The organism is Fuerstiella sp. (assembly GCA_022447225.1).
In the GTDB taxonomy this organism is placed as follows: domain Bacteria; phylum Planctomycetota; class Planctomycetia; order Planctomycetales; family Planctomycetaceae; genus S139-18.
Genome location: JAKVAZ010000010.1, coordinates 1 through 22,807, shown reverse-complemented (window position 1 = coordinate 22,807; position 22,807 = coordinate 1). Strand labels below are relative to the sequence as shown.

Genomic DNA, 22,807 nt, shown 5'->3' with positions numbered 1-22,807 from the left:
GAACCACATCCTGGCAGCATGCTGCCAGGAACGGGCGATCGCCCGGAACATCAGGCACGCATAAGCCGGATATGCGGAATCGGTTGCGGATCTGTCTGCGGATAATCGCTGCGTGCATGAACTCCACGGCTTTCACGGCGTTCCTGCGCCGCAGTTGCCATGACTCGACCAACCAGCATCATATTCTGCAATTCCCAGCCTTCCGGTTCCATCAGGTCACGGCGACACACATAATTCGCCCAGAAATCCAGTTGCTGTTCGGCTAATTCCAGTGACTCTTCGTTTCGAGTGATACCGACGCTGCGCCACATCAAACTTTTTAGCGAATTGCGAATGTCAGCAAGGTCAAGCGATTCATCGGCCGTGTCCTCAACCGGAGCCGACGTCATTGCCGGTGCCGTCAAACTGTCCGGAATCACGGTCGCCGCCTGAGATGCATTTCTACCACACTCACGCCCGAAGACCACACCTTCCAGCAGACTGTTACTGGCCAGGCGATTGGCCCCGTGCAGCCCGCTGGATGTCACTTCACCTGCCGCCCACAGATTCGGCAGACTCGTTTGACCGTTTGACGCTGTGGTGACTCCGCCAATCATATAATGCGCACCCGGCCGGACCGGAACTTTGTCACGTGTAATATCCAGACCAAAATCCGCACAGACTTTTCCGATATGAGGAAACCTCAGCCGAATTCGGTCTTCGGCAATCGGTGACAAATCCAGATAAACACAGGGATGTGAGGTCAATTCCATCTGCCGGGTGATTGCCTGCGAAACCACATCACGCGGGGCCAGTTCTGCAGCTTCGTCATAGTCCGGCATAAAACGACGCCCGGTGGAGTCGATCAGATGAGCACCTTCGCCGCGCACTGCCTCAGTAATCAGATGCCGTGAACTGCCGGCGATGTACAGGACCGTGGGATGGAACTGCATAAATTCCATGTCACGAACTTCACAGCCGGCTCGGAATGCCAGTGCGTGTCCGTCTGCGGTCGCGATGGGCGGATTCGTGGTTTCACGATAAAGAGCACCGGCTCCACCGGTACACAGAATCGTCTGCTTGGCCCACACGAAGGTGCGCCCATGATCCGGATTCCAAACCAGAGCACCGCGGCAGACACCGTCCTGCGTGAGCAGATCAATCGTATAAGTCTGCTGCCAGATGTCCACATTCGGAGCACTCTGTACCGACGCATACATGGCCCGCATAAGTTCCTGTCCGGTCGCATCACCCAGCGCGTGTGCCACTCGGGGATAACTGTGGCCGCCCTCCAGTGTCAGCGCCAGTCTGCCGTCAATCCGATCAAATTCGGCTCCCAGATCAATCAGTTCCCGTATACGTTCCGGTGCATCGTGAATCACCTTCTCCACAATATCCACATGACACATTCCCTTGCCGGCCGCGATGGTATCGGCCACGTGACTTGCAAAATCATCAAGCGGATCCAGTACGCCGGCAATACCGCCCTGGGCATAGGTGCTGTTGGATTGCTGCAGCTGATCCTTGGTAACAAGGATCGTCTGCAGTGCCGGATCCACAGCCAGGGCCGCCCGGGTTCCGGCAATCCCGCTGCCCAGAACCAGTATGTCGGTGAACAGATGTGGAATCCTGCGAGGATCAAACGGCACAAGGTATCGCCGAAGCACAGGGACAGGGATCGGAGCAGATGACAAGACGTGTCTCCAACAGGCCGCTGATTGTCAGCCGGAAATTTCGGTGATGCGGTGAGTCGGTTCCGGACGTCCGGGCCGGAAACTCCGGGTACCCCGGAATTCAGCAGTGGCTCCGACAGATGCCAGTACATTTCCCACAACAGCCATGACGATTGATTCCAGCTGCTTCGGGTCACAGGCAACTCGAGCGTTGATGATCACATCAGCACTCGCCACACTGCAACTGGACGGCAGAGACAATTCCACCGGCGAATCGCTGCTGACCAGATTGGCGACTCCGAAGAAACCTTCCCACAGTCCGATCGCTTTAAGGTGAGCCGGCTCCGCAGACTCTGTCTGCAGATTCAGCTTGAGCTGCTCAACAATTTGCAGCAGCAGAGCATCGAGCTCAAAGTCGTTGTTCGAACGGACCCGCAGACTACTGTTCAACCAGCCCAGCTCTGCCTCACCTTCAGCGTAAGTGTCATAATCAATATCCAGCAGCCGACGTCCGTAGTCACCTTCTTGGGCAAGCAGTTCGATGAACTCTTCAAATCCGGTTCCCGTCCGGGCCGACATTCGCAGAACCGGCCTGTCGTCCACATGTGTGCGGACCAGATTTTCCAGTTCTCCAGCTTCCGATTCGGTCAGTTCATCCACACGATTGATCAGTACCAGATCGGCTTCTTCCAGTTGTTTGGTAAAAATGTAGGCCGCTTTGGGAGAAAACCCGGCCTGCTGCTGTTTCCGCAGAATTCGTTTTCCGTGTGACGGCTTCAGAATCACTGCGTACGGTGCGATACGAAACTCCGCATCAAACAGCTGTCGAATGGGTTGAATCACCGTTGCCACCAAATCGGTACAGCTGCCCACCGGTTCGGCCAGAATAATGTCCGGACGTTGTTCCCTGCCCAGGCCGCGAACCGTACTCATCAGATCATCGAAGCTGCAGCAAAAGCAGGCGCCCGCGACTTCACCCACATCAAACCCAAGGGCACGCAGCATATTGGTATCGACCAGATCGGACGCCTGATCATTGGTAACAATGCCAACGTTCAGTCCCTGAGAAGTGTAATACTCCGCCAGACGGGCAAGCGTGGTGGTTTTACCGGCTCCCAGAAACCCACCTACCATGATGTATTGAATTTTATGCATCATTATCTCTTTGAATTCTCAATGGAGAATAACTGCTGTTGATCACCAGATCACCGAATCACACCGCAAAAACAGGAGCATATCCGAATTGCCTGGCGGATTCCGAATACAAAATTCCCGCAGACAATTTGTCGCGGCGTCTACGGCTTTCGCGGATCACCGGCGGCATCAATTTTTCAATCCGACCGGCATACAACATCCGCACGTGCGTGACAGCAGAAAAGTTCAACAGCAGCGGACCGAACATCCTGAATCCTGACCCTGGACCCACCGGCGAACCACGTTAGAATCAATTTGTTCAGGCAAATTCGACAATCGGTCGACCATGGCTGATGTAGGTTAACGACTTCGGCCAGTGCATCCGACACAAAATACACAACGTGCCCTCGTAGCTCAGCTGGATAGAGCGTCGGATTCCTAATCCGAAGGTCGTGAGTTCGAATCTCGCCGGGGGTAGTGTGTTTTTACAGCTCAAAGTGCTTCCGAAACATCAAGCTTTTGCCGGATGTCACCTCACTGAATCAGATCAGTGATCATCGCAGCTGTGCCGTGGACATCGACAGCCTACTTTTCGGCCATCGCAACGGTCCGGTCTCGCATCAATTCCTGCGGCACCATCAAGTATCATGCGGAATTTTGCACGAGCCGTGTTGTTTTCATGCAATGCGGCCAATCCCGTGATTGTTTTCAAAATTTGGCGACTCGCTGATGTGGCAGGCAGGTTCATTCCTGAGAACCTCAACTTCCTCCGATTCAGAGAGAAACCCCGTGAAACGTATCATCACAGCAATATTGACCCTGGCCCTGACCGCAACCCTGAGTACGAACAACGCGTTTGCAATCGCCGCCAACACCGACTATCCAGAGACTCTGTTTACCGGCATCGTGGACTCTAATGACTGTCCGAACATCATGGACCTGTGGTTTGAATTAGTGGATGCCGGATACAGCGTCGACGAAGTCTTTGAAATAATGGAAATCGTGATGGACCAGAGGTTAATCGCAGGCAGCGGGCGTTCACGTTGAAAACGACAACATGCACACGATCCGAATCATCGCACCGCAAACATCCCCGATAATCTCATGGACTTCGAATCCCCGGATCGGTTGAGTGACCGCGGCACAGCGGACAACGACAAAGATCGGATAAAGGAGTCACAGAGCCCCTGTAAATTTCAAGTGGACTCCTGTCTCTGTCCGATCAGCCGCATACAAAATCTGAACCGAATCGAACACAGACTGTAGCGGGTGATCGGCGCCGCGGTTATTCGCTCTGTTTCATCAGCCACACTTCGGAGGCGATCGTGCCCCATCCTCCACTGTTGCGCCATTGTTCTCGTTCGACTCGTGGACCGTCGGCGACCCCTTTCGCCTTTCGCAGTGAAATGAAGAGCTCACCATCGCTGGTGGTTTCCGGAGGAACATCAAAGGTGAAAAAGTCACTCATCTGTTCCGGCAGTTCCTGTTCCTCAGTAAGTACCACGTCGTCAGCCAGAATTGCCTGGGATTTCTGGTTCATACGCATCGCGTAGCGTGACTGATACCACGGACGTACAAAAGTGAAGCGAACACGATAGCGGGCCTCAGGATCAAGATCACGATAGTGAAGAGTGACTCCTTCGGTTTCGTCCTGAGTGAAATGCATGGATCGCTGACTGGGTCGGTTGCCTTCGGAAAGCATTTGAGCAACGTACGGCTGCCCGTGATCGTACGGATAACCGTGCACGACCCGCGGAGCATGATTGCTGGTCCCCAGATTGTCGTAATAGCCGCCGGGACCGGGATTCTCATAATCAACGATCATCCGCAGCCGGTCGATACGGTCTGACCCGGTTGCCTGTCCGGCATTCTTCAGCTGTCGTTTCAACCATCCCAAACCAACGAAGTCGTGATCAAGATTGAAATAGCCTTCGTTTCTCACCCCGAACAAGGTGTTACTTTCTTCTCCCAGTCTGCGTGCTTCTTCACGCAGAGCCGCCATCTCCGCCGACTCCGTCAGCGTCTCAATTGCTGCCAGAGCATCTTCGATCGCGCGACTCATGTCGCCGTCCTTCAGGGCATCCGTGATACCACGTTCGATGAGCAGCTTCACACGGGTCTGTTGCCGAACCTTAAGCTGGACGTACTTGTCCAGCGCGGCCTTCTGCATGAATTGTCTCCACAGCCAGCTGGTACGGCGGTGGAACTCAGGAATCTTCCAGCCGGCCTCCTTCACCAGCACATAGCAGCGATCGATCCCGTCCTTCTCTGCAAGCGGAATCGACGGATCTTCCTCAAGGTTCTCCTCAAGCTGAAAAATCGCCTGCGACATGAGGTCTGCGGCTTCCGGCCCAAACCAGGTACGACAGTATTCCTCGACAACGTCTTCAACGCCGGTCCGCGGTGACCAGAGAAGTCGCTGCCACATCCACTGGTTGAAGTGGTCGTGGTGACCACTGGAATGAGTCACGTCACCCACGCTGTAACGCATGAGATCATTGAACACCCGATGGTAGTACCGCGGCCATGCAAAAAAGGTGAGTCGGTCGTAGACCATGGTGAGTGCCTGGTCCGGCCGCCTCTCATAGATGAAATGACCGGTCCGCGGAGGCAGGTCACCTGCACGGTCGGCGCGGGGATACATCTGAATGTAACCATGCTGAGAATAACGCCAGTGGGTTATTTCGTTGTAGTACGTCAGCACGTGACGAGGTGGCAGCTGACGCAGGATTTCGCGGGGATAAAGATCGAACGGCCCAAATCCCGGATAACGAAACAGATCCATTCGATGCGTCTGGCGATGACCTGGCTGCCACGTTGCCGCGTCGGATCCAGGACCGTAACCCCAGGCCCAGAGCCAGTCACGAGGCTTTTCCTGCAGGTATCGAAAGATCGCGTTGTCGTCAGCGTTGTCGAATTTCTGATTGGTGAAGTAAATTTTTGTTGCCGGATGATACCTGTGAATAATCGCAGCCATCTGCTCCACGACCCTGATAAACGTGAGACCATAGGGATCGCACAGGTCACATTCGCAGCCTCCTCCGTCACCGCCGTGAAATTTGATGTAATCATACGAGGGACTCGTTCGAAACTGATTTTCGCAACGTTCAAGCTGAGCCGCTACAGCTTCAGGAACAGACAGGCAGATATATCCGATCCGCCCAATCGACTCCTTCGCGTTCCATTCCGGCGGACCGGACCCGGTGTTCGCACCGAATCCGCCCTGGGTCATCAGACCGAAAGATTTGATAAAATCAAACAGAGGCCCGGGCGCTACGGGGAATACATTCGCTCCGGCCAGGGCGTAATCCATGATCACACGCTGAGTCTCTTCTGAAGTCCAGTCGCGCACTCCCGCCAGACGCCTGGCAATGTGGCTTTGTCCGAACTGCGTGCCGCGGACTTCGAATGCCGGCGCCGTGCGCACGGTGAATGTATCAGGAACTTCGACGGTGTGCTCATGAACAGTCAGTTGTCGTAACACTTCCCCCGCGGCATACAGCACTCCCCGCCGGTCAGATCCCGCTGCGATCAGCACACCGTCGTATTCGTCAGACATCGCCACGAGGAACCCTTCCGGCCCGGGGTCGCGGTCGGACAGCCGTTTGATGTGATGCGTCTCAAACAACCGGCGGATCTCGTCGTGGTGCCCGGGAATACCAAGCAATATAAGAAGCCTGTTGTTCGGGGACGACTCCGTGTCTGATTCGGAACCTGTTCCGGAATCCGGTTCGGCACCTGACTTAACCTGAACCCGTATGCCGGTCGGTTCGGTGATGCGGCGAGCCAGCAGGGCGGCCACGTTGCGTTCGACATCGTCAGCCTGCGAACCGATACAAATCTCTACGGAATCAAATTCCGCGCTCTGAGCCACAGCGGTCAGAAACAGGACGCTCACCGATACAATATTCTTAAGAGAAAACTTCAAATGCACTGTGTCCTCAGAGTAATTTTCCCACAAACGTGACGGCTCCCGCACACCTGCGGAATCAATGTCGAACGGTCACGAACAACGGTCGGCAAGGATACCCGCACTGTCCGGCAAGTAACAGGACCGGTCCTGAAGTGTACTGCGATCGGACAAACAAAACGTTCAAACACAGCCGTGACGTTTGTCTGATTCATGTCCCGGACTGTTGTCCGAAACGGAGCCGGCTGTTGAGGCATTGATCGCAACATCGTCTTTTGCAAAAACACCGAAGACTCACACAATGCCGCAGTTCATCCTGCAGATGATCAGTGATGAACGCACCGGATTTGCCGGCACCCCGTAAACTCACACAGTGAAAAACTGTGATCTGCCTGGTACACGATCCGCTTCAGTCCACGATACAGACGCGTTGAGGACGGGCGCGTGCCTGTAAAGGAGACCGTGCCTGTACTTGAGGTGGTCTTTGATGCATTCTAAATTAACACTGGCAGGATCCCGCGAATCTTTTTTTGCGTTCCGCTGCTGCGTGCGGATGACTGTTGTGCAGTTTCACCCGTGTTGTGCCCGGCTGCGGACTGCTTGTTGTGTACTCAAACATCCCGGTCGCACTCCTTTCGTATAGATACTCGTGCTGTCAATGAGCAAATTTCACCTGGGTATCAATATGGGACACGACCGCTCCGCCGCCGTCGTTCAGGACGGCAGGGTGGTGGTTGCGATCGAGCAGGAACGCCTGGACCGGGTGAAGCACAGTGTGGGGTTCATGCTGCAGTCCCCTGATCAGATGGGTCAAATTCAGGTACCTGGGGAAAGCATTGCTTACTGCCTGAACTACCTGGAACTGCCTCTGTCAGCGATGAGCACCATCACGGCAAACATGCCGGGTGTCGATATGGCACCACAGATCATGCGAAGCAAGTTTTCAGACGAACTGGCTTCACATGTGCGGCAGGTCCCCAGCCATCATCTGGCCCATGCCTATTCGGCCTTCTGGCCTTCCGGATTTGACGAAGCCCTGGTCCTGGTTGTGGATGCCAGCGGGTCAACGATTTCCGATAAATACGGGCGTCATACGGAGTCTTATACGCTGTACGAAGGCCGCGGCACCAAACTAACGGAACTGCACAGCGAAACGGTTCAGTCTCACCTGACGACTCTGTCGACTTTGGGGTTTGTGTATGAAGCTGTTGCCAGAAAAGCCGGTTTTGTCACCCAGCTCAATTCCGGGCTCAGTTTCGCCGAAGCCGGCAAGCTCATGGGACTTGCTGCATACGGCGGTCCCCAGCCAAACTGGAACCGCTGGTTTCATAAAGACTTAAACTCACGCAGCATCCGAATATCGGCGTATGATATTTTTCTGGAGATGACAGCCCTGGAAAAACGCTACAACAGCGGACAGGGAAAACCTTATTTTCGACCATGGCTGGTCGACCTGGCATGGAAAGTACAAAACGAACTGGAACAGGTTTTGTGCGCTCTGGTCGAAGAAGCAGCAAAACAAACGGGACTCACACACCTGTGTCTGGCTGGCGGTATTGCACTGAACTCTGTGGCCAACTATCAAATCCTGACACGCTGCAAACTGGATGACATCTTTGTCTTTCCCGCCGCCGGCGACAACGGAATTTCGGCGGGTTGTGCGCTGTGGGCGTACCACACTCAGGAATCCGGAACCGCACGTCCGGCTCTCCGGTCCGCCTGTTTCGGGCGCCCGTACAGCTCCGAGGAAATCGACAGAGCTGTCGACGGTTTTGGTGATCTGCTGAAGGTGGAACAGTTTGAATTCGCTGACATGACTCATCGCGTGGCAGACGCCCTGGTCAAAGGCCATGTTGTTGCCCGCTATGAAGGAGGCTCTGAGTTTGGACCGCGTGCTCTGGGACATCGTTCGATTCTGGCCGACCCCACCTATGAACGCATGAAGGACGTTTTAAACGCCAGAGTCAAATTTCGCGAAGCCTTTCGCCCGTTCGCTCCTTTCGTGCCTCTGGAACGCGCAGCAGATGTCTTCGAACTGGGTTCCGAATCACCGTATATGCTGCTGGTCGCGCCGGTCCGGGAAGAACTCAAATCACTGCTGCCGTCCATCACACACGCAGACGGCACCGGTCGCGTGCAGACCTGCACCGAGCAGGACAATGCATTCTTCCATGCACTGTGTCTGGAAGCAGAAAAAAGGCGGGGTGTTGCACCGGTCCTACTGAATACCAGCTTCAATGTGGCGGGTCAGCCAATCGTGGAAACACCTCAGGAAGCAATCGAAACGTTCCTGCGAACCGACATAGACTATCTTGCTCTGGAAGATCGATGGATTCGACGTCGGCACCAGTCGGTCAGAGAATATGACCGGCATGTTTTCAATCTGCCTGTGGAAAAACTACCTCGCGGTCTGGATGCGCAGCAACCGTCCGTTGTCCCGCTGATGACCGAACTGGATGCAGCCCTGTTCGATCATGACGGCAGTCGGCACTGGACCGAATCAGAACTGGCCAGCATCGCCGACCATGGAGGCCTGCTGAAGGAAACCAGTCTCTTATTCGGCAAATCACCGTTTCTTGTCCCTCTGGAAACTCAGCTTAGCCCGCAGACAACCATTGTTCTGAATCCCGGGGGCAACTCAGTACTTGTGGATGAAACCGGACGCCAGGCAAAAGTGCAGCTGACTCTGCGTCAGCTCGAAGTCCTGCTTGCGGTCCGCCATGATCCCCGTTCACTTCGGGAAGAACTGCGTCTGAAACTGTGCGCAACACCGGCAGAATTCGATGAAATGATCGCGGAGGTGACTTCCGTCCTTGAACAGTTTCAGATTGCAGTTCATAACGGCTGGCTGGATACGGACCATCGATCACTCATCGATCTGTCCGGCCTGAAAAGCAGGCAGACTCTGGACTCGTTCCACAGTTCCGATTTCAATATTGAGTACGAACTGCGACAAATCCGGCAGACCATTCTGAACGCCGGCTACGCCGAAAAAACCATCTGCCGGCTGCTGAGTGTTGACTCCCTGCAGTCGATTGAACCAACACGACTGCACTATTACGACACACACCTGCTGCCCGAAACTCCTCTGAGTGATCTGGTCCGACTGTTTCAGCTGAGAGCCTCGGTTCCCCGGAAACGTGTGGAAAATCTCTTTGACGAAAATCAGCGGCACTGCCTCGTTACAATGGGAATTCTGATCGAACAGGAACATCACTTTCGGGGGGGTGTTGACCTGTTCTGTTCAGGTGGTCTGCTGATTGCCACCGATCATCGCTACATGATCTTTGAAGATGACCGACTGGACGAAGATCCGGTCATGTATATTGGCATGGACAGTCACGGTCTTGTGCAGACAGCGCCACGTCAAATATGTGACGCATTGCTGGACCTGTGCTGCGGATCAGGAATTCAGGGACTGGTGGCCGGTCGCTACGCGAGAAAAATCGTTGCTGTCGATGTGAACCCCCGAGCCATTCGTTTTTCACGGTTCAATGCTCAGCTGAATGGTATTCGCAATTATGAAGCACGTCAGGGAGACCTGTACGAAGCCGTCAAAGACCAAACGTTCGACTGCATCCTCGCAAACCCGCCGTTCGTTCCCAGCCCGGAGGAGAAATTCAGGTTCCGTGATGGTGGTACAACGGGAGAAAGAATCCTGCAGGAAATTGTACGCGGAGCAGAACAACACCTCAGCCCGGACGGAAGACTTTGTGTTGTCACCGACCTGGTCAATCCTGAAACGTATGAGCAAAAACTTAAGAACTGGCTGAACGAGGCGGCCGCCCACGCTTTGATTCTCTCAACCGCAGATCGGGATGAAATCCTGTTCTCCGTCCCGCACTGCCATGCACCGTTCTCGCAAAGTCTGGAAGACTATCACGCAGAACTAGACCGCTGGATTCAAAACTTTCGTGACGAAAATCTGCAGAACGTGAATTTTGGATATATTCTCGTCTGGCTGAACGCCCGATGTTCCGGCTCTGATATTACAACCCGCACCATTCACAATCCTGCGGAACCCGTCTGGGAACATGTCCAGGAATGGATTGAGCAGCGCCGCCTGTGGGACAGCAGGGAGGCCGAATCCATGGTTCTGTCCGTCCATTCGCAACTGCGGCTGGTGGCCACACAAAGCCTGTCGCGCAGGGAAACGGACTACGAACTGCGTTTCCCGGGTAACCCCTTCTTCACTACCTATGAAATTACAGCCGGCATTGCCGACGAACTCGAACGCTTTGAAAGAACAGCACCCGTTTTGTCACAGTACAGTGAGGAGTTCGAACGAAGCTGGATTGAAAAGCTGCATCGGCTGGGAATCCTGCAGCTGAAAAGCTACCAGCAGAATGCCGCTTCGTCGCCGACGACAGATAGCCGCAAAACAGACATGTCTGTTGAACAGTCTGCAACAAAAACGACCCCCACCTGTTTGTCCAGTTACCTGGGTTGACCGACATCCACTGCATACAAAATCAGAACCGCCCCGGTTGACTCGGGACATCCCCGCAATTTGAACATCAGATCCCCGTCTCCACTCAGAAAGTGAGAACGCGACACCAAAACACGGACGGCCGCTCTCAACGATTCGTCCTGTTGGCACTGTCAGGATGGTTATCAATCAGCCGGCGGGCATCACGGGCAATCGCGCCGGCACACGTCTCGATCCACTCTCTGCCCTGACCGGCTGTCGCCTCCAGCGCATCATCACCGCAGCCAACTCCCTGGTATTCCTGTTGTTCCCGCAGCTCATCCAGATCAACGCTGTCCGGTTCGATCGCCATGGTGATGCTGGTTTCCCATTGACCACCGTGATCGCTGATTTGGAGTCCGGCGGCGTCAAACTCACCACCGCAGTCAATATTGATCGGCTGATTTGCTGCCCACGCAGCGCGAGCAAACGCCATTGCAACGGGCCTGGCCCAGTGGATCAACGGATTGTGTCCGCACACAATATAGACCGACTTGAATCCGTACCCTGCGATTTGTTCCAGACTCATCCTTAGCAGCCGCTGGTAGAACAGCCATTGCTCCTGGATGTCCATACCTCCGTGAGACGAAAAACCGCGCACCCGCTGCGTTTGGGTTTCCAGGGCTTTGGCCACTGTTTCGGACAGATCACCGAAACTGCTGGACTTGTTGACAAAAAAACTGTCCCGAGGCACCCCCCAGACCAGGGCAGGAAACACCGCACCCCCACCAAGTTCAGCTGCTGCCATGCAGCTGATGTGATGAGCCTTGATGGCATCCACCCCCAGAGGATTATGCACACCGTGCCATTCAATGGCCCCCAGCGGCAAAAATGCCAGATCCGCCCGCCGCCGACAAGCCGCCACCTGCGCGGGTCTCATTTTCTCAATACAGATCTCTTGGTCATTCATAAGTGGTCCCCGTTAATGGGTTCAAATCGCGTGCGAACGTCGTCGGAGGTGGATCCAGAAAAAGAACACGATTCCCAGTAAAAACGGAACTCCGTATGGCGCCACCTCGAATCTCTGAGACGCGTTATCAATGATCCCGTCAAAGGAATGCAGCCGAGAGACCAAAAACATGACAACATAGCTCGTCAGGAACAGCCGGCCGGCGCGAGGAACAGCCGGTACGGGCAGCCCGGATCCTGAACACCACAGAGTCCGGCAGGCCACCACGCAACCGATCGCAGTCAGCAGAATTACCAGAGACAGGTCAACGCTCTCCATGAACGCATTTTTTTCCATGCCAAACCAGGAAAAATAGTATTGCGATTTTTTTTTGGTCACCACATAGAACGACACCAGCACCGGCAGCCAGACACCAATCAATCGTTCTGCCACCAAAATCCATCGTGCCGATGTCCCGACCTGCTGATCGGTACGGACGTCATCCGACCGCGGCCGATTAAACAGGTAGAAACTGACGCCCAGTGTGACTCCTCCCAGGACTCCACATGAGGACTCCCAGAATTTCCACAGGCTGCCGCTCTGGAACAGAGGAAGGTGCAACCACTCAAAAGCCGTAAAGGCACAACCAAACCCAAGCCCCGTGGTCAGGATAAACCCAACTTTGTTCCAGTCTCTTCTGAACACCTCGAAGATCAACCCGCCCACATAGAATCCCAGCCACATCATGGACTCCGCAAGCGTGCGCACGGTACGTCTGCAGTCGGGACACGCGCAGTCGGGGCACGCTTCAAGATTGCTGTAGTCCACCTGCCCGTACAGCGGCATAATCAGGTCCTGGCGTGCCAGAGCAAACTCACGAAACGCCCACGCAACTCCCACCACCAGACAGATCCGCACGCCCCACTGCCACCACGGGATTCGCCGAATGTATCCACTCCAACTCAGCACAACCCCGGCCACTCCTCCCCAGCCACAGCCACAAAGAAATACCCACCAGTAGCCGACCGCAGGAAAAATCTCGACCAGTTCACCGTCGTTGTAATTCAGATGAAACATCCCCTGAATCCAGGAATGAAACTGACCATAACCATGTTGACCGCCCAGGTAGAAACCCGCCACGGATGCCAGGACAAACCACCCGCTGCCATAGAGCCGCTGGCTGCGGTCATGACGCGATGTACTCAGGTAATACCAGGCGAGTCCCCAGATGAGCCCGTTGGTCCATCCGCAGCCTTCGTTGGACATCCGGACGCCGGACCAGTAACTCCCCCCGACCATCCCCAGAAAAAGACATGGCAGAACCAGCGAATCCCGCAAATGACGAGGCGTGACCATGCACCTGGCTCCTAAAACTTCAGCGATTCCCAGTACATCGACGCTCGAATCGCGATCAGCAGGCGGTCAATGTCCTCAGGAAAAACGTGACCGATCGTACCGATGCGGAAGGAGTCAATTCCGGTCACTCTGCCCGGGTAAATCACAAAACCCTGAGTCTTCAGCAGACCATAGAACCGCTGGAAATCGTAGTCCGGATGTTGCGGACTGCGGAACCCCGTAATGATCGGACTGTGATATTCAGCCGGCAGCACACAGCGAAATCCCAGTCGCTGCATGCCGGCCACCAACCGACACTGATTCTCGGTATAGCGGGCATGACGAGCCGCGATGCCTCCTTCCTGTTCCAGCTCAATCAACGCCTGATAGAACGCACGCACCACGTGCGTCGGACTCGTATAACGCCATTTTCCTTTGCCGTGTTCCATACACTGCCACTGGTCGTGGAGATCCAGTGACAGCGACCGGGCCCGGCCCTGCGTTTGCCTGATCTGCTCCACCCGTCCGATCACAAAACCAAAACCCGGTACCCCCTGAATGCATTTGTTTGCTGACGACACCAGGTAGTCGATGCCCAGTTCAGCAACGTCCATTGGTACGCCTCCAAAAGCACTCATCGAATCCACCAGCAGAATTCGGTCCTGCGACTTCACGATCGAGGCTATTTCTTCCAGGGGATTCATCATGCCGGTGGTGGTTTCGTTGTGCACCACAGCCACATGTGTGATCCCGGGATCATCACACAGCGTCTGACCGAGACGATCCGGATCAGGTCGTGCAAGCTCTCCGCTGTCCTGTACGATGTGATCGATATTGAGTCGTGCGGCAATCTGAGCCAGTCGATTTCCGTATACTCCGTTGACCAGCACTAACAGTTTACCATCCGCAGGAATCGTCGAGCCAATCATCGATTCCACCGAAAACGTGCCGCTCCCCTGCATCAGCACACAGGTATACTCGTCCGGCCGGGAGGCAGTGGCAAGCTGCACCAGCTTCTCCCGAATCGGTGTCACCACACCGACGTTGTAGTCGTCATCCCACGTACACCAGTCACGATTCATGGCAGCGCGAACCGTGGGAGACGTTGACAGAGGGCCAGGTGTTAAGAGTAGGTAATCGTTCTCGATCAGATCCATCATTGATATTGGGTTTTCACGAACTCGTTTTCAATGAGCCAACTATTATCAGGCAGGAGATTTCAGCCTCACAGTGATGATCCCCACGGCAGACTAAATGTCTTAACGTTGGTCATGAACTTCATCGTTTCGATCACACCTTCTTTAATCCCCAGTCCCGAATCTCTGACACCACCAAAAGGACTGGACTCGATTCGATAGCCCGGAACTTCATTGATATTCGTGGTTCCCGTCTTCAGTTCTCGAACCGCTTTCAGAGCCTGCTCCATATTATTGGTGACCACTCCGGTACTCAGCCCAAACGGCCCGTTGTTGTAATAGTCAATCGCATCGTCCAGATCCCGAATGGGAATGACCGGAGCCAGGGGACCGAAGCTCTCTTTTAATACCATCGGCGTACTGCGAGGAACATTGTTGATGACGGTGGGCTCCATCAGCGCCCCGCGACGATCGCCGCCCAACAGGACTTCCGCTCCATCAGCAACGGCCTGCCGGACTCGCTGTTCCAGCGTGATGGCTGCTGCTTCATCAATCACCGTTCCGACTCGCGTTGACCGATCCTCCGGGTCACCGGGCAGATACTCACCCGCCTTTTCCACAAACCGCTGAGTAAATTCCCGGTGGATCGATTCCTGCACCAGCAATCGCTTGACGGCTGTACACCGTTGACCGGAATTCCGGAAACAGCCTTCCGCCGCCAGCAGCACAGCTTTGTCAAGATCGGCGTCCTCCAGAACTATCAGTGGTGAATTGCCGCCGAGTTCCAGACACGTTTTTTTATATCCGGCCGTTTGAGCGACCAGTTTTCCGATCTCCACGGAACCGGTGAAGGAAACCAACTCCACCCGGGGATCTGTAATCATCGGGGTGACCACATCATCGATGTCACCCACGAACATACTCAACATCCATCCCGGCAGTCCGGCTTCATAAAGCAGCTCACAGAATCTCAGTGAGGTGAGAGGTGTTTTTTCGCTCGGTTTCAGCAATACAGGAGCCCCGGCGGCGATCGCCGGAGCGACCTTATGAGCCACCTGGTTCAGTGGATGATTGAACGGTGTAATTGCCGTGACCAGCTGGACCGGCTGACGAAACGTAAAGATCTTCCGGGCTTTTCCCTGAGGGGAAATATCACAGGAAAAGATCTGACCGTCATCCCTCAGGGCTTCGATGGCTGCGAACTCCATAACGTCCGAGCTGCGGCCTGTTTCGTACAGGGTTTCCTTCATACACAACCCGGATTCACGACAGATCAGCTGCGCCAGCTCTTCCCGATGTTCTGCCAGCAGCGCCGCGGCACGGCGCAAAATATCGTGACGCTGATAACGTGTGAGGGGCTGTCTCCCCCCCTCGATCGCAGCCACAATCGCCCGTTCGAGATGTACCGGACCTGCCACAGCAACCCGACCCGTCAGGGAGTTGTCCCAGGGATAGTGCACATCAAGCCATCGATCGGTTCTAACGGCCTCACCGGCAATGTAACTCGGCAGTTCAATGACCATCATCTGTTCCGTATTTCAGCAGGTTCCGTTACAGGCGAAGTCGAAGACATCAAAATTACGGGGATCACCCTGAGCCTTGCGGATGTATTCGCTTTTTAATGGATGTGAAATCACCAGTGGGACCATTTCTTCGTAGCGCCCGCCGTGAGATCGCAGACCCTGGTGTAGTACCTTCAGGTTGTGGTACTCAGGTGTCTTGCCAAGGACCACACTGCGTCCACTGAGGACCACAAGATCACCGATGCGATCTGCGGGCAGTTCCAGTTTCGCAGCAGCCTGGTCACGTGTCAGAACTTCAGTGACGCCTTCCTGGTCGAACAGAAACTTTGCCACTTCCCCCGCCATTGCAGGTTGGTCAAGATGGACCATCACCAGAGCTCCCAGAGATCCGTGATGCACGACATACGGATCCGTAACCGGACAGATCACCCGACAACCTTCGCCGAATTCCGCGCTCAGCAGCGATTCCACATAAATCACATTGGGAGTTCCGTCGTCCCTGTTCTTGGCATTCATTCCATGATCGGCGGTTGCAGCAATGATGCAGCCGGCGTCCAGAAGTCGGCCGATTTGTTCATCCATTGCAGCATGGAATTCCAGGCTTTCGGGTTCTTCCGGAGCAAATTTGTGCTGCATGTAGTCCGTCAGCGACAGATAAAGAAAATCGGCTTTGTGCTGTGCCAGCAGGGCGGCTCCGGCTTCGAGAACATAGACAGAAGCATCCGCGGAATAGATTTCAGGACGTGGCCGGCCAATGATCGATTCTGCGTCGTCAACACCATGTGTTTCCTGTCGTGCCTCATCAACTTTCTCAGACGAAAACGCGATGCCGCCTCGTTCGACAATTCCATCACCCAACACGGTGCGGAGTTTCTCCTTGGCTGTGATGAACGCAACTTTTCGTCCTGCATCGGCAGCGGCGGTCAGCAATGTTCCACAACGACGATATTCGGGAGAATTCATCATCACTTCTTCCCCGGTTTCCGGGTTGAGGAAGAAGTTGCCGGAAACACCGTTAATCGCCGGCGGAACGCCGGTCACGATCGATGCGTTATTCACATTCGTAAAAGTCGGCACCACGCCTCGAACCAGTCCGCGATATCCGTTGCGGGCCATGCGCTCCATGTGAGGCATCCGGCCGCGATTGATCGACACCGACAAATATTCGTCACCGCATCCGTCGATACAGATGACCACAATCGGCTGGTCAGGTGGAGCATACCGACGACCGTTTGCTTCAAAGACAGCAGGCATTTTTATTTCCAGTTCGGACGGACCGTGCTCAAATACGGTCAGGAGAAATCTTCACGTTCAATTCGCATGGCCGGTATTTTGGTCCGGCCGTATTCAGTCAGAATCCGGAGTGTGACTGACCACAGGTCGTACACCAACATTTAACAGCCAGGCGACTGCCGGACGTGTGTTGATTTGGAAACCACAAAAGCGATCCGGCATATCGTCCCGCCTGAGTCAGACAGAAGTCTGAAGGCTGGCAGAACTCAAATCACTGACGACGCCTCGCAGGAAATGCGTTGAGCGAACTGGTGAGCCGGCTGCTTCGGGCCACAGAAATCGTCCCCAGGCCGAACAGAGCCCAAATGTTAAGATTGATGTCTTCCGAATACCAGTTCCACACGCAGACGCATCGCATTTCACTGCCCGGCTTCAATCCAGTCGGTCGTCCGCACATAAAGCCGGAAGTGGCGACGCAGATTGACTAGATGTCTGTCAGATGACTTAGGCTGCTAAACGTCTGCATGACTCACCGATAATCGAATGCAGTGAACTTCACGTTCAGCGATGAGTTGGATATTCTGGAAGTCCTCGGTTGTCGCAGGAACCCATTGCCATCTGTTGATCCTGCACACACCGATGACCGCACTGCACATCCAGAAATCCACATTTTTCCGGCCATCCAATGAATGCTGTTGCTGCTGTCTTCCGTGAACCAAATGTTCCCCTGGAATTGAAATCCATTCCGCTTCCCAAACTGGGCGACGGGGAAGCGATTGTGGAAGTTGACTGCTGCACACTCTGCGGAAGCGATCTGCATTCCATCAGTGGTGCTCGCAGCGTTCCGACTCCCACGATTCTGGGACATGAAATCATGGGACATGTCAGCGATGTCCGCGGAATCGTCCGTGATCTTAATGAGAAACCGCTCTCCTCGGGAGACCGCATTTGCTGGTCTGTCACCGCCACATGCGGGTGTTGTTATTTTTGTTCCGAAGGACCACCGCAAAAATGCGACCAGCTGTTCAAGTACGGTCACGAAGAAATCACAGATAAGTATCCGTTGAGCGGCGGGCTGGCATCTCACTGTCACCTGATTCCCGGCACCGCGATCATCAAGGTTCCCGACACCCTGCCGGATGTGGTGGTCAGCCCGGCCGGATGTGCCACAGCAACCGTTGCGGCTGCGTTGAGAACGGCCGGAAACTGTGAAGGCAAAACCGTGGTGATTCATGGTGCCGGAATGCTGGGTTTAACGACTGCGGCCATGGCTCGAAGTCGAGGGGCTGCAAATGTGATCGTGACGGATGTGGTGGAACAGCGCCTGCGTCGGGCAGAATCATTTGGGGCAACTCATTCCTCCCTGAACGAGCTGTCTGAGATCACAGCCGGACGAGGAGCAGACATTGTCGTGGACATGTCCGGATCCCCCGATGCCATGGAATCGTCTGTGGATCAACTGCGAATCGGCGGACGATTGGTTTTAGTGGGCGCTGTGTTTCCCAGCCGCCCGCTGTCACTGCATGGGGAACTGCTGGTAAGAAAGATGCTGCGTGTGCAGGGCGTCCACAACTATCGGCCCGATGATCTGCAGTCAGCGTTGGAATTCTTGTCTGAATCCGGTCAGGACTATCCGTTTGCCTCACTGGTTGATCGGGAATTTTCGCTTGAACAAATCAATGAGGCGATTGCTTACGCTCAAGGGGATGGTTCATTCCGCGTTGCTGTGCGACCACATCAAAATTCCAACCACTCCTGAAGTTCCGGTTTTGCTGACATCAGCCTCCCGACAGATTCAAACAGCAATCGCCCGTGATGACGCAGGACAGCACGCCACTTCCGACCGAAGCTGCTTGAGACGCTTCCGTTATCGTCGAACCGCACAGACCCCGCCACCCAACCTGTCCAGTGTGACGGCAGTTCGCTGACCGGTGGCCCCGACGACTGTCATCACCATCAATCGCTCCGGCTGTCGTCACGAGCGGACTGTGATTTTGAGAGATCCGCGAAGAAATGAACCTGCCTGGCCACCTCGCGAAATCCGATGGATGTATACAGGTGTTGACCCACCTCATTCTGGGCCAGTGTCTCGATCCTGGCGTGAGACAGCCCCGCATCGCGGAAACGGTCCAGAGCCCGCTGGATCAGCAACCGCCCCAGGCCCTGGCCGCGCCACTCGGGTACGACCGCCAGGTTGTGTATGTAGCCGATCCCCGCATCGACATCCTGCCAGGTAGTGATGTAACCCACCACCTCACCTGCGACCGATTCCACCACCAGGATGCCTTCCACCTCACGGGCCACGTCGCCATCGATGTGGCGGGCTTTCCGCCACTTCCAGTCATGACCGTTAATCGTCCCGCAGACCAGTTCGGCCGCCTCGTCAATCGAGACTCCGCTGAAAGCCTCAACGGTAATCTGCCTGATGACCTCCAGGTCATCGGGCCGGAACGCGCGAATGGTGATCTGTAGTTCTTCAGGAGTCGACATCAGATGTTCTCGTAACTCACCATGCGGTACGAAGTCGTCAGGTGGTTAATTCCATTGAAAAGACGTGCATATGGGCAAAGGGGGAAGCCAGGCTGAAGACCGCCGCACCTGTTTTCATCATAGCAGTTACACCGCACCTGTTTTCATCGTAGCGGTTAATAAAGGGTGACAGCACACTCTACGCATTGCTGAACTTCCGCGACTGCTCCCCACGGGCATGGACAGAATTAACCGCACAATGTGCCTGTCCGAGTGCTCGTCTCGCAGCATGTGTTTGCTACTTCAGCCACTCCCGAAAATAGCGTATCCAGTTTCCGTGGAAGATGTTGTCCACATCTTCGTCGGAGTAACCCCGTTGGCGGAGCATCGCGTCCATCTTGTGCAGGTCCACCGTTGTGAGCAAATCACCTGGCATATGATTGGTACCGCCGGTGTCAGAGCCGATTGCCGCATGACTCGCGTTTCCGGCAATTTGGCAGATGTGGTCAATGTGGTCGACCACCGCGGCCAGACTCACACTGTGCGGATCCGATTCGCCATGAATCCACCCGGGCACCAGCATCCACGCATCCAGTGCTTCTCCGATGACCCCGTCCCGGGCGATCATCATCCGGATCTGCTCGTCGGTGAATTGACGATCGCCAGGCACCAGCGCGCGACAATTTGTATGACTGGCGATCACCGGACCGGAGAACCGTTCGTAGGCGTCATAAAAGCTTTCCTCGGACAGGTGTGTCAAATCAAGAATCATTCCAAGTCGTTCGAATTCCGGCAGGATCTCCCGGCCTTTTTCGGTCAGAGGTCCGTAGGCCAGAGTGCCGGCCGCATACTGACTTGGGCCAAAGTGTGCCAGCATCACACTGCGTACCCCGTCCTCCCACCAGGCTTCGGCCTGCGCCGGTTCGACAATCGGATCCGCACATTCCATGGAAACAATGATCCCGATCGGAAGACGGTCATCGGCATTTTCTTCCCAGCGGCGCCAGTGCGCGTCCAGCTCCGCGGCCGTCCGAATCAATGTGACTTCACCCTGCTGTTCGAGAATTCGATAGTAGGCCAGTTGTCCCTGTGCTGCAGCATAAGCAATCGCCTGAGTTCCATAGTCCAGATCGAAGCGACTGGTGGGACGCGCTTCCCGGTTCGTCCGCACGGCAACCGTTGACTGACACACGGCAACTTTTGCTCGCCGCATCTCCGGCAGACTGATTGCGGCGTGTCCGCGATTGAGTGCGTCGGTGAGCCCGAATTCACGAGCATTCATGGTGGCCACCTCTTCTGTCTGATCACGATTTTCCGCCAGAGCAAACAGAGCCAGATCCAGGTGAGCATCGAATATCAGACGCATCGTTCAGTTCCTTGCAAAGATCTTCGGGTTACGCTTGATGACACGAAGCAGAACAACGGCTCAACATACTGAGACCGCCGACAATTTCATTGCGGAATGCTCCGAACAGACTTCAAAGAAGGTCGGCATACCGGGGTGCAGCATACATCGGCGGACCACCGTGGCAATGCTGTGGGAATCTGCAGAGACCTGGGTGCGAATGAGTACGATCGAATGCAGAGACTGGCAACCGTCATTGAGGCCCTGTATGCTCGGTCAGAATGTGCGGCTGTGGTGTAGTGGCAACACGCCAGCTTCCCAAGCCAACGTACTACCGCTGCTATCGGGCACAGTCGCAGAATCACAACTTGTTTCCTTTCCGTGAGTTGCGGAAACCTGCTCTACCTGGGCAGTGAGGAAGATCACCAACGACTCACCACTTCCATACTTGCGAAGTGGTGAGGACAACGTGAATACCTCACTATCGGGAGTAGGTTTCAATGGCACGCAAACCAGTCTACGGACTACACAGCACGAGCGGACAAGCACGCACAACCGTCAACGGGAAACGCATTTCCCTCGGCAAGTACGGTTCGCCAGAGTCCAAAGCAAAATTCGATGAAGTTATGGCTCAGTGGGAAGCTGATCACGCCGAACGGAATCCCGCGGTTCAGGTGAGCCTAACTGTCAGTCGGCTGGCTTTGCTGTTCATGAAGCACGCCATTGAAGAATATGTCGATGTTGACGGTGAGCCGACTGGGGAAGCGGACAACTTCAAATACGCACTCCGGTCCCTCACAAACTATTTCCACGGCGTTCGAGTCATAGACTTCGGACCGAAGAAACTGAAGGAACTACGGGATCGATTGGTTGATGAAGGACTAGCCCAGGGAACCATCAACAGCCGCATTCGACGCATCAAGCAGGTGATTGAATGGGGAGTCAGTGAGGAATATGTATCAGTGAACCACTTTCAGGCACTCCGAACCGTAAAAGGTTTGCGGGCTGGGAGAACGAAGGCAAAACCGCCGACACCGAAGCCTAAAGTTGAAATCGAGCATGTGGAAGCAGTCCAACGGCACGTAACAAGTCCTGTTTGGGGACTAATTCAATTTATGCTGCTGACTGGTTGCCGACCATCAGAAGCCTGTGCGTTGCGCTGGTCCAAAATCGATACCAGCGGACAGAACTGGGTCTACCAGCCGCAAAAACACAAGACGAGCCACCGAGGAAAGAATCGCTCAGTTATCATTGGACCACGCTGCCAGAAGTTACTGAACTCATTCCGCGAACACAGTCGGAGTGACTACGTGTTCGATCCTCAAGTCGGTCTGGAAGAATTCGTCCGTAAAGAATACGGGGACCAAGCTAAATCCCGAAAAGTGGGTGAATTCTACACGAAGGATTCGCTGTACACGGCGATTCAGAAAGCCTGTGACAAGGCTGAGATCCCACGTTGGTCGCCTGGTCAACTTCGCAAGACACGAGCGACTCAGGCGAGACAGCAAGCGGACCTGGAAACGGCGCAGCAGATTCTTGGGCATTCCAGCAAGACAACCACAGAACGGTCCTACGCCGAGATGGACCTCAGCCGTGGTCAGGAAAACGCTTTGAAGTTCGGATAGCATACACAGTACCAGGTCTACGCTGATCCCGGAAAAGCGGAACCCGAAACCGCCTGACCTGGTGCTTTTCATTTTCGTGCAGTCGATT

Annotated in this window: 15 protein-coding genes and 1 tRNA gene; 6 read left to right on the top strand and 10 right to left on the bottom strand. The window is 54.8% G+C overall.

Features of this window, described 5'->3' with window-relative positions:
• Positions 1–50 precede the first annotated feature (50 nt).
• The gene (gene nadB / locus MK110_12210) at positions 51–1,673 is read right to left on the bottom strand and encodes an L-aspartate oxidase (GenBank protein MCH2212059.1); all 1,623 of its coding nucleotides are present in this window, start codon (positions 1,671–1,673) and stop codon (positions 51–53) included.
• A gap of 27 nt (positions 1,674–1,700) precedes the next feature.
• On the bottom strand, positions 1,701–2,807 hold the full coding sequence (locus MK110_12205; GenBank protein ID MCH2212058.1) for a cobalamin biosynthesis protein P47K: 1,107 nt from the start codon (positions 2,805–2,807) through the stop codon (positions 1,701–1,703).
• A gap of 382 nt (positions 2,808–3,189) precedes the next feature.
• Here MK110_12205 and MK110_12200 point away from each other — a divergent pair.
• Both MK110_12200 and MK110_12195 read left to right on the top strand, forming a co-directional pair.
• Positions 3,190–3,263 (top strand) — tRNA-Arg (locus MK110_12200).
• Positions 3,264–3,575: 312 nt separating this feature from the next.
• Positions 3,576–3,833, top strand: coding sequence for a hypothetical protein (locus tag MK110_12195; GenBank protein ID MCH2212057.1), 258 nt, complete (start codon positions 3,576–3,578; stop codon positions 3,831–3,833).
• A 238-nt stretch (positions 3,834–4,071) separates the two neighbouring features.
• Here the strand turns inward: MK110_12195 and MK110_12190 are convergent, their stop codons facing one another.
• Complete coding sequence (locus MK110_12190; GenBank protein ID MCH2212056.1) at positions 4,072–6,720, bottom strand: hypothetical protein; 2,649 nt, start codon at positions 6,718–6,720, stop codon at positions 4,072–4,074.
• Between the two features lie 634 nt (positions 6,721–7,354).
• Here MK110_12190 and MK110_12185 point away from each other — a divergent pair.
• Positions 7,355–11,146, top strand: coding sequence for a methyltransferase (locus MK110_12185; GenBank protein MCH2212055.1), 3,792 nt, complete (start codon positions 7,355–7,357; stop codon positions 11,144–11,146).
• A gap of 127 nt (positions 11,147–11,273) precedes the next feature.
• Here the strand turns inward: MK110_12185 and MK110_12180 are convergent, their stop codons facing one another.
• From MK110_12180 to phnA, 5 genes are all read right to left on the bottom strand, one after another.
• Positions 11,274–12,074 carry a creatininase family protein gene (locus MK110_12180; protein MCH2212054.1) on the bottom strand — a complete coding sequence of 267 codons (801 nt, stop codon included), beginning with the start codon at positions 12,072–12,074 and terminating at the stop codon, positions 11,274–11,276.
• A gap of 21 nt (positions 12,075–12,095) precedes the next feature.
• Entirely contained in the window at positions 12,096–13,409 is a 1,314-nt protein-coding gene (locus tag MK110_12175; protein ID MCH2212053.1) for a hypothetical protein, read from the bottom strand.
• 11 nt (positions 13,410–13,420) lie between these two features.
• Positions 13,421–14,545, bottom strand: coding sequence for a 2-aminoethylphosphonate--pyruvate transaminase (phnW, locus tag MK110_12170; GenBank protein ID MCH2212052.1), 1,125 nt, complete (start codon positions 14,543–14,545; stop codon positions 13,421–13,423).
• 68 nt (positions 14,546–14,613) lie between these two features.
• A complete protein-coding gene (locus MK110_12165; GenBank protein MCH2212051.1) occupies positions 14,614–16,047 on the bottom strand; it encodes an aldehyde dehydrogenase family protein in 1,434 nt (477 codons plus the stop codon).
• Between the two features lie 15 nt (positions 16,048–16,062).
• Positions 16,063–17,301, bottom strand: coding sequence for a phosphonoacetate hydrolase (phnA, locus tag MK110_12160; protein MCH2212050.1), 1,239 nt, complete (start codon positions 17,299–17,301; stop codon positions 16,063–16,065).
• Between the two features lie 664 nt (positions 17,302–17,965).
• Here phnA and MK110_12155 point away from each other — a divergent pair.
• Positions 17,966–19,039, top strand: coding sequence for a zinc-binding dehydrogenase (locus MK110_12155; GenBank protein MCH2212049.1), 1,074 nt, complete (start codon positions 17,966–17,968; stop codon positions 19,037–19,039).
• A gap of 197 nt (positions 19,040–19,236) precedes the next feature.
• Here the strand turns inward: MK110_12155 and MK110_12150 are convergent, their stop codons facing one another.
• Positions 19,237–19,770: a GNAT family N-acetyltransferase gene (locus MK110_12150; protein MCH2212048.1), complete on the bottom strand. Its 534-nt coding sequence runs from the start codon at positions 19,768–19,770 to the stop codon at positions 19,237–19,239.
• Between the two features lie 277 nt (positions 19,771–20,047).
• Positions 20,048–21,115 (bottom strand): dipeptidase, encoded by a 1,068-nt coding sequence (locus MK110_12145; protein MCH2212047.1) that lies wholly within the window; start codon positions 21,113–21,115, stop codon positions 20,048–20,050.
• A 96-nt stretch (positions 21,116–21,211) separates the two neighbouring features.
• Between MK110_12145 and MK110_12140 the strand changes: the two genes are divergently transcribed.
• Both MK110_12140 and MK110_12135 read left to right on the top strand, forming a co-directional pair.
• Complete coding sequence (locus MK110_12140; GenBank protein MCH2212046.1) at positions 21,212–21,394, top strand: hypothetical protein; 183 nt, start codon at positions 21,212–21,214, stop codon at positions 21,392–21,394.
• A 200-nt stretch (positions 21,395–21,594) separates the two neighbouring features.
• Positions 21,595–22,719: a tyrosine-type recombinase/integrase gene (locus MK110_12135; GenBank protein MCH2212045.1), complete on the top strand. Its 1,125-nt coding sequence runs from the start codon at positions 21,595–21,597 to the stop codon at positions 22,717–22,719.
• The last annotated feature ends 88 nt before the right edge of the window (positions 22,720–22,807 follow it).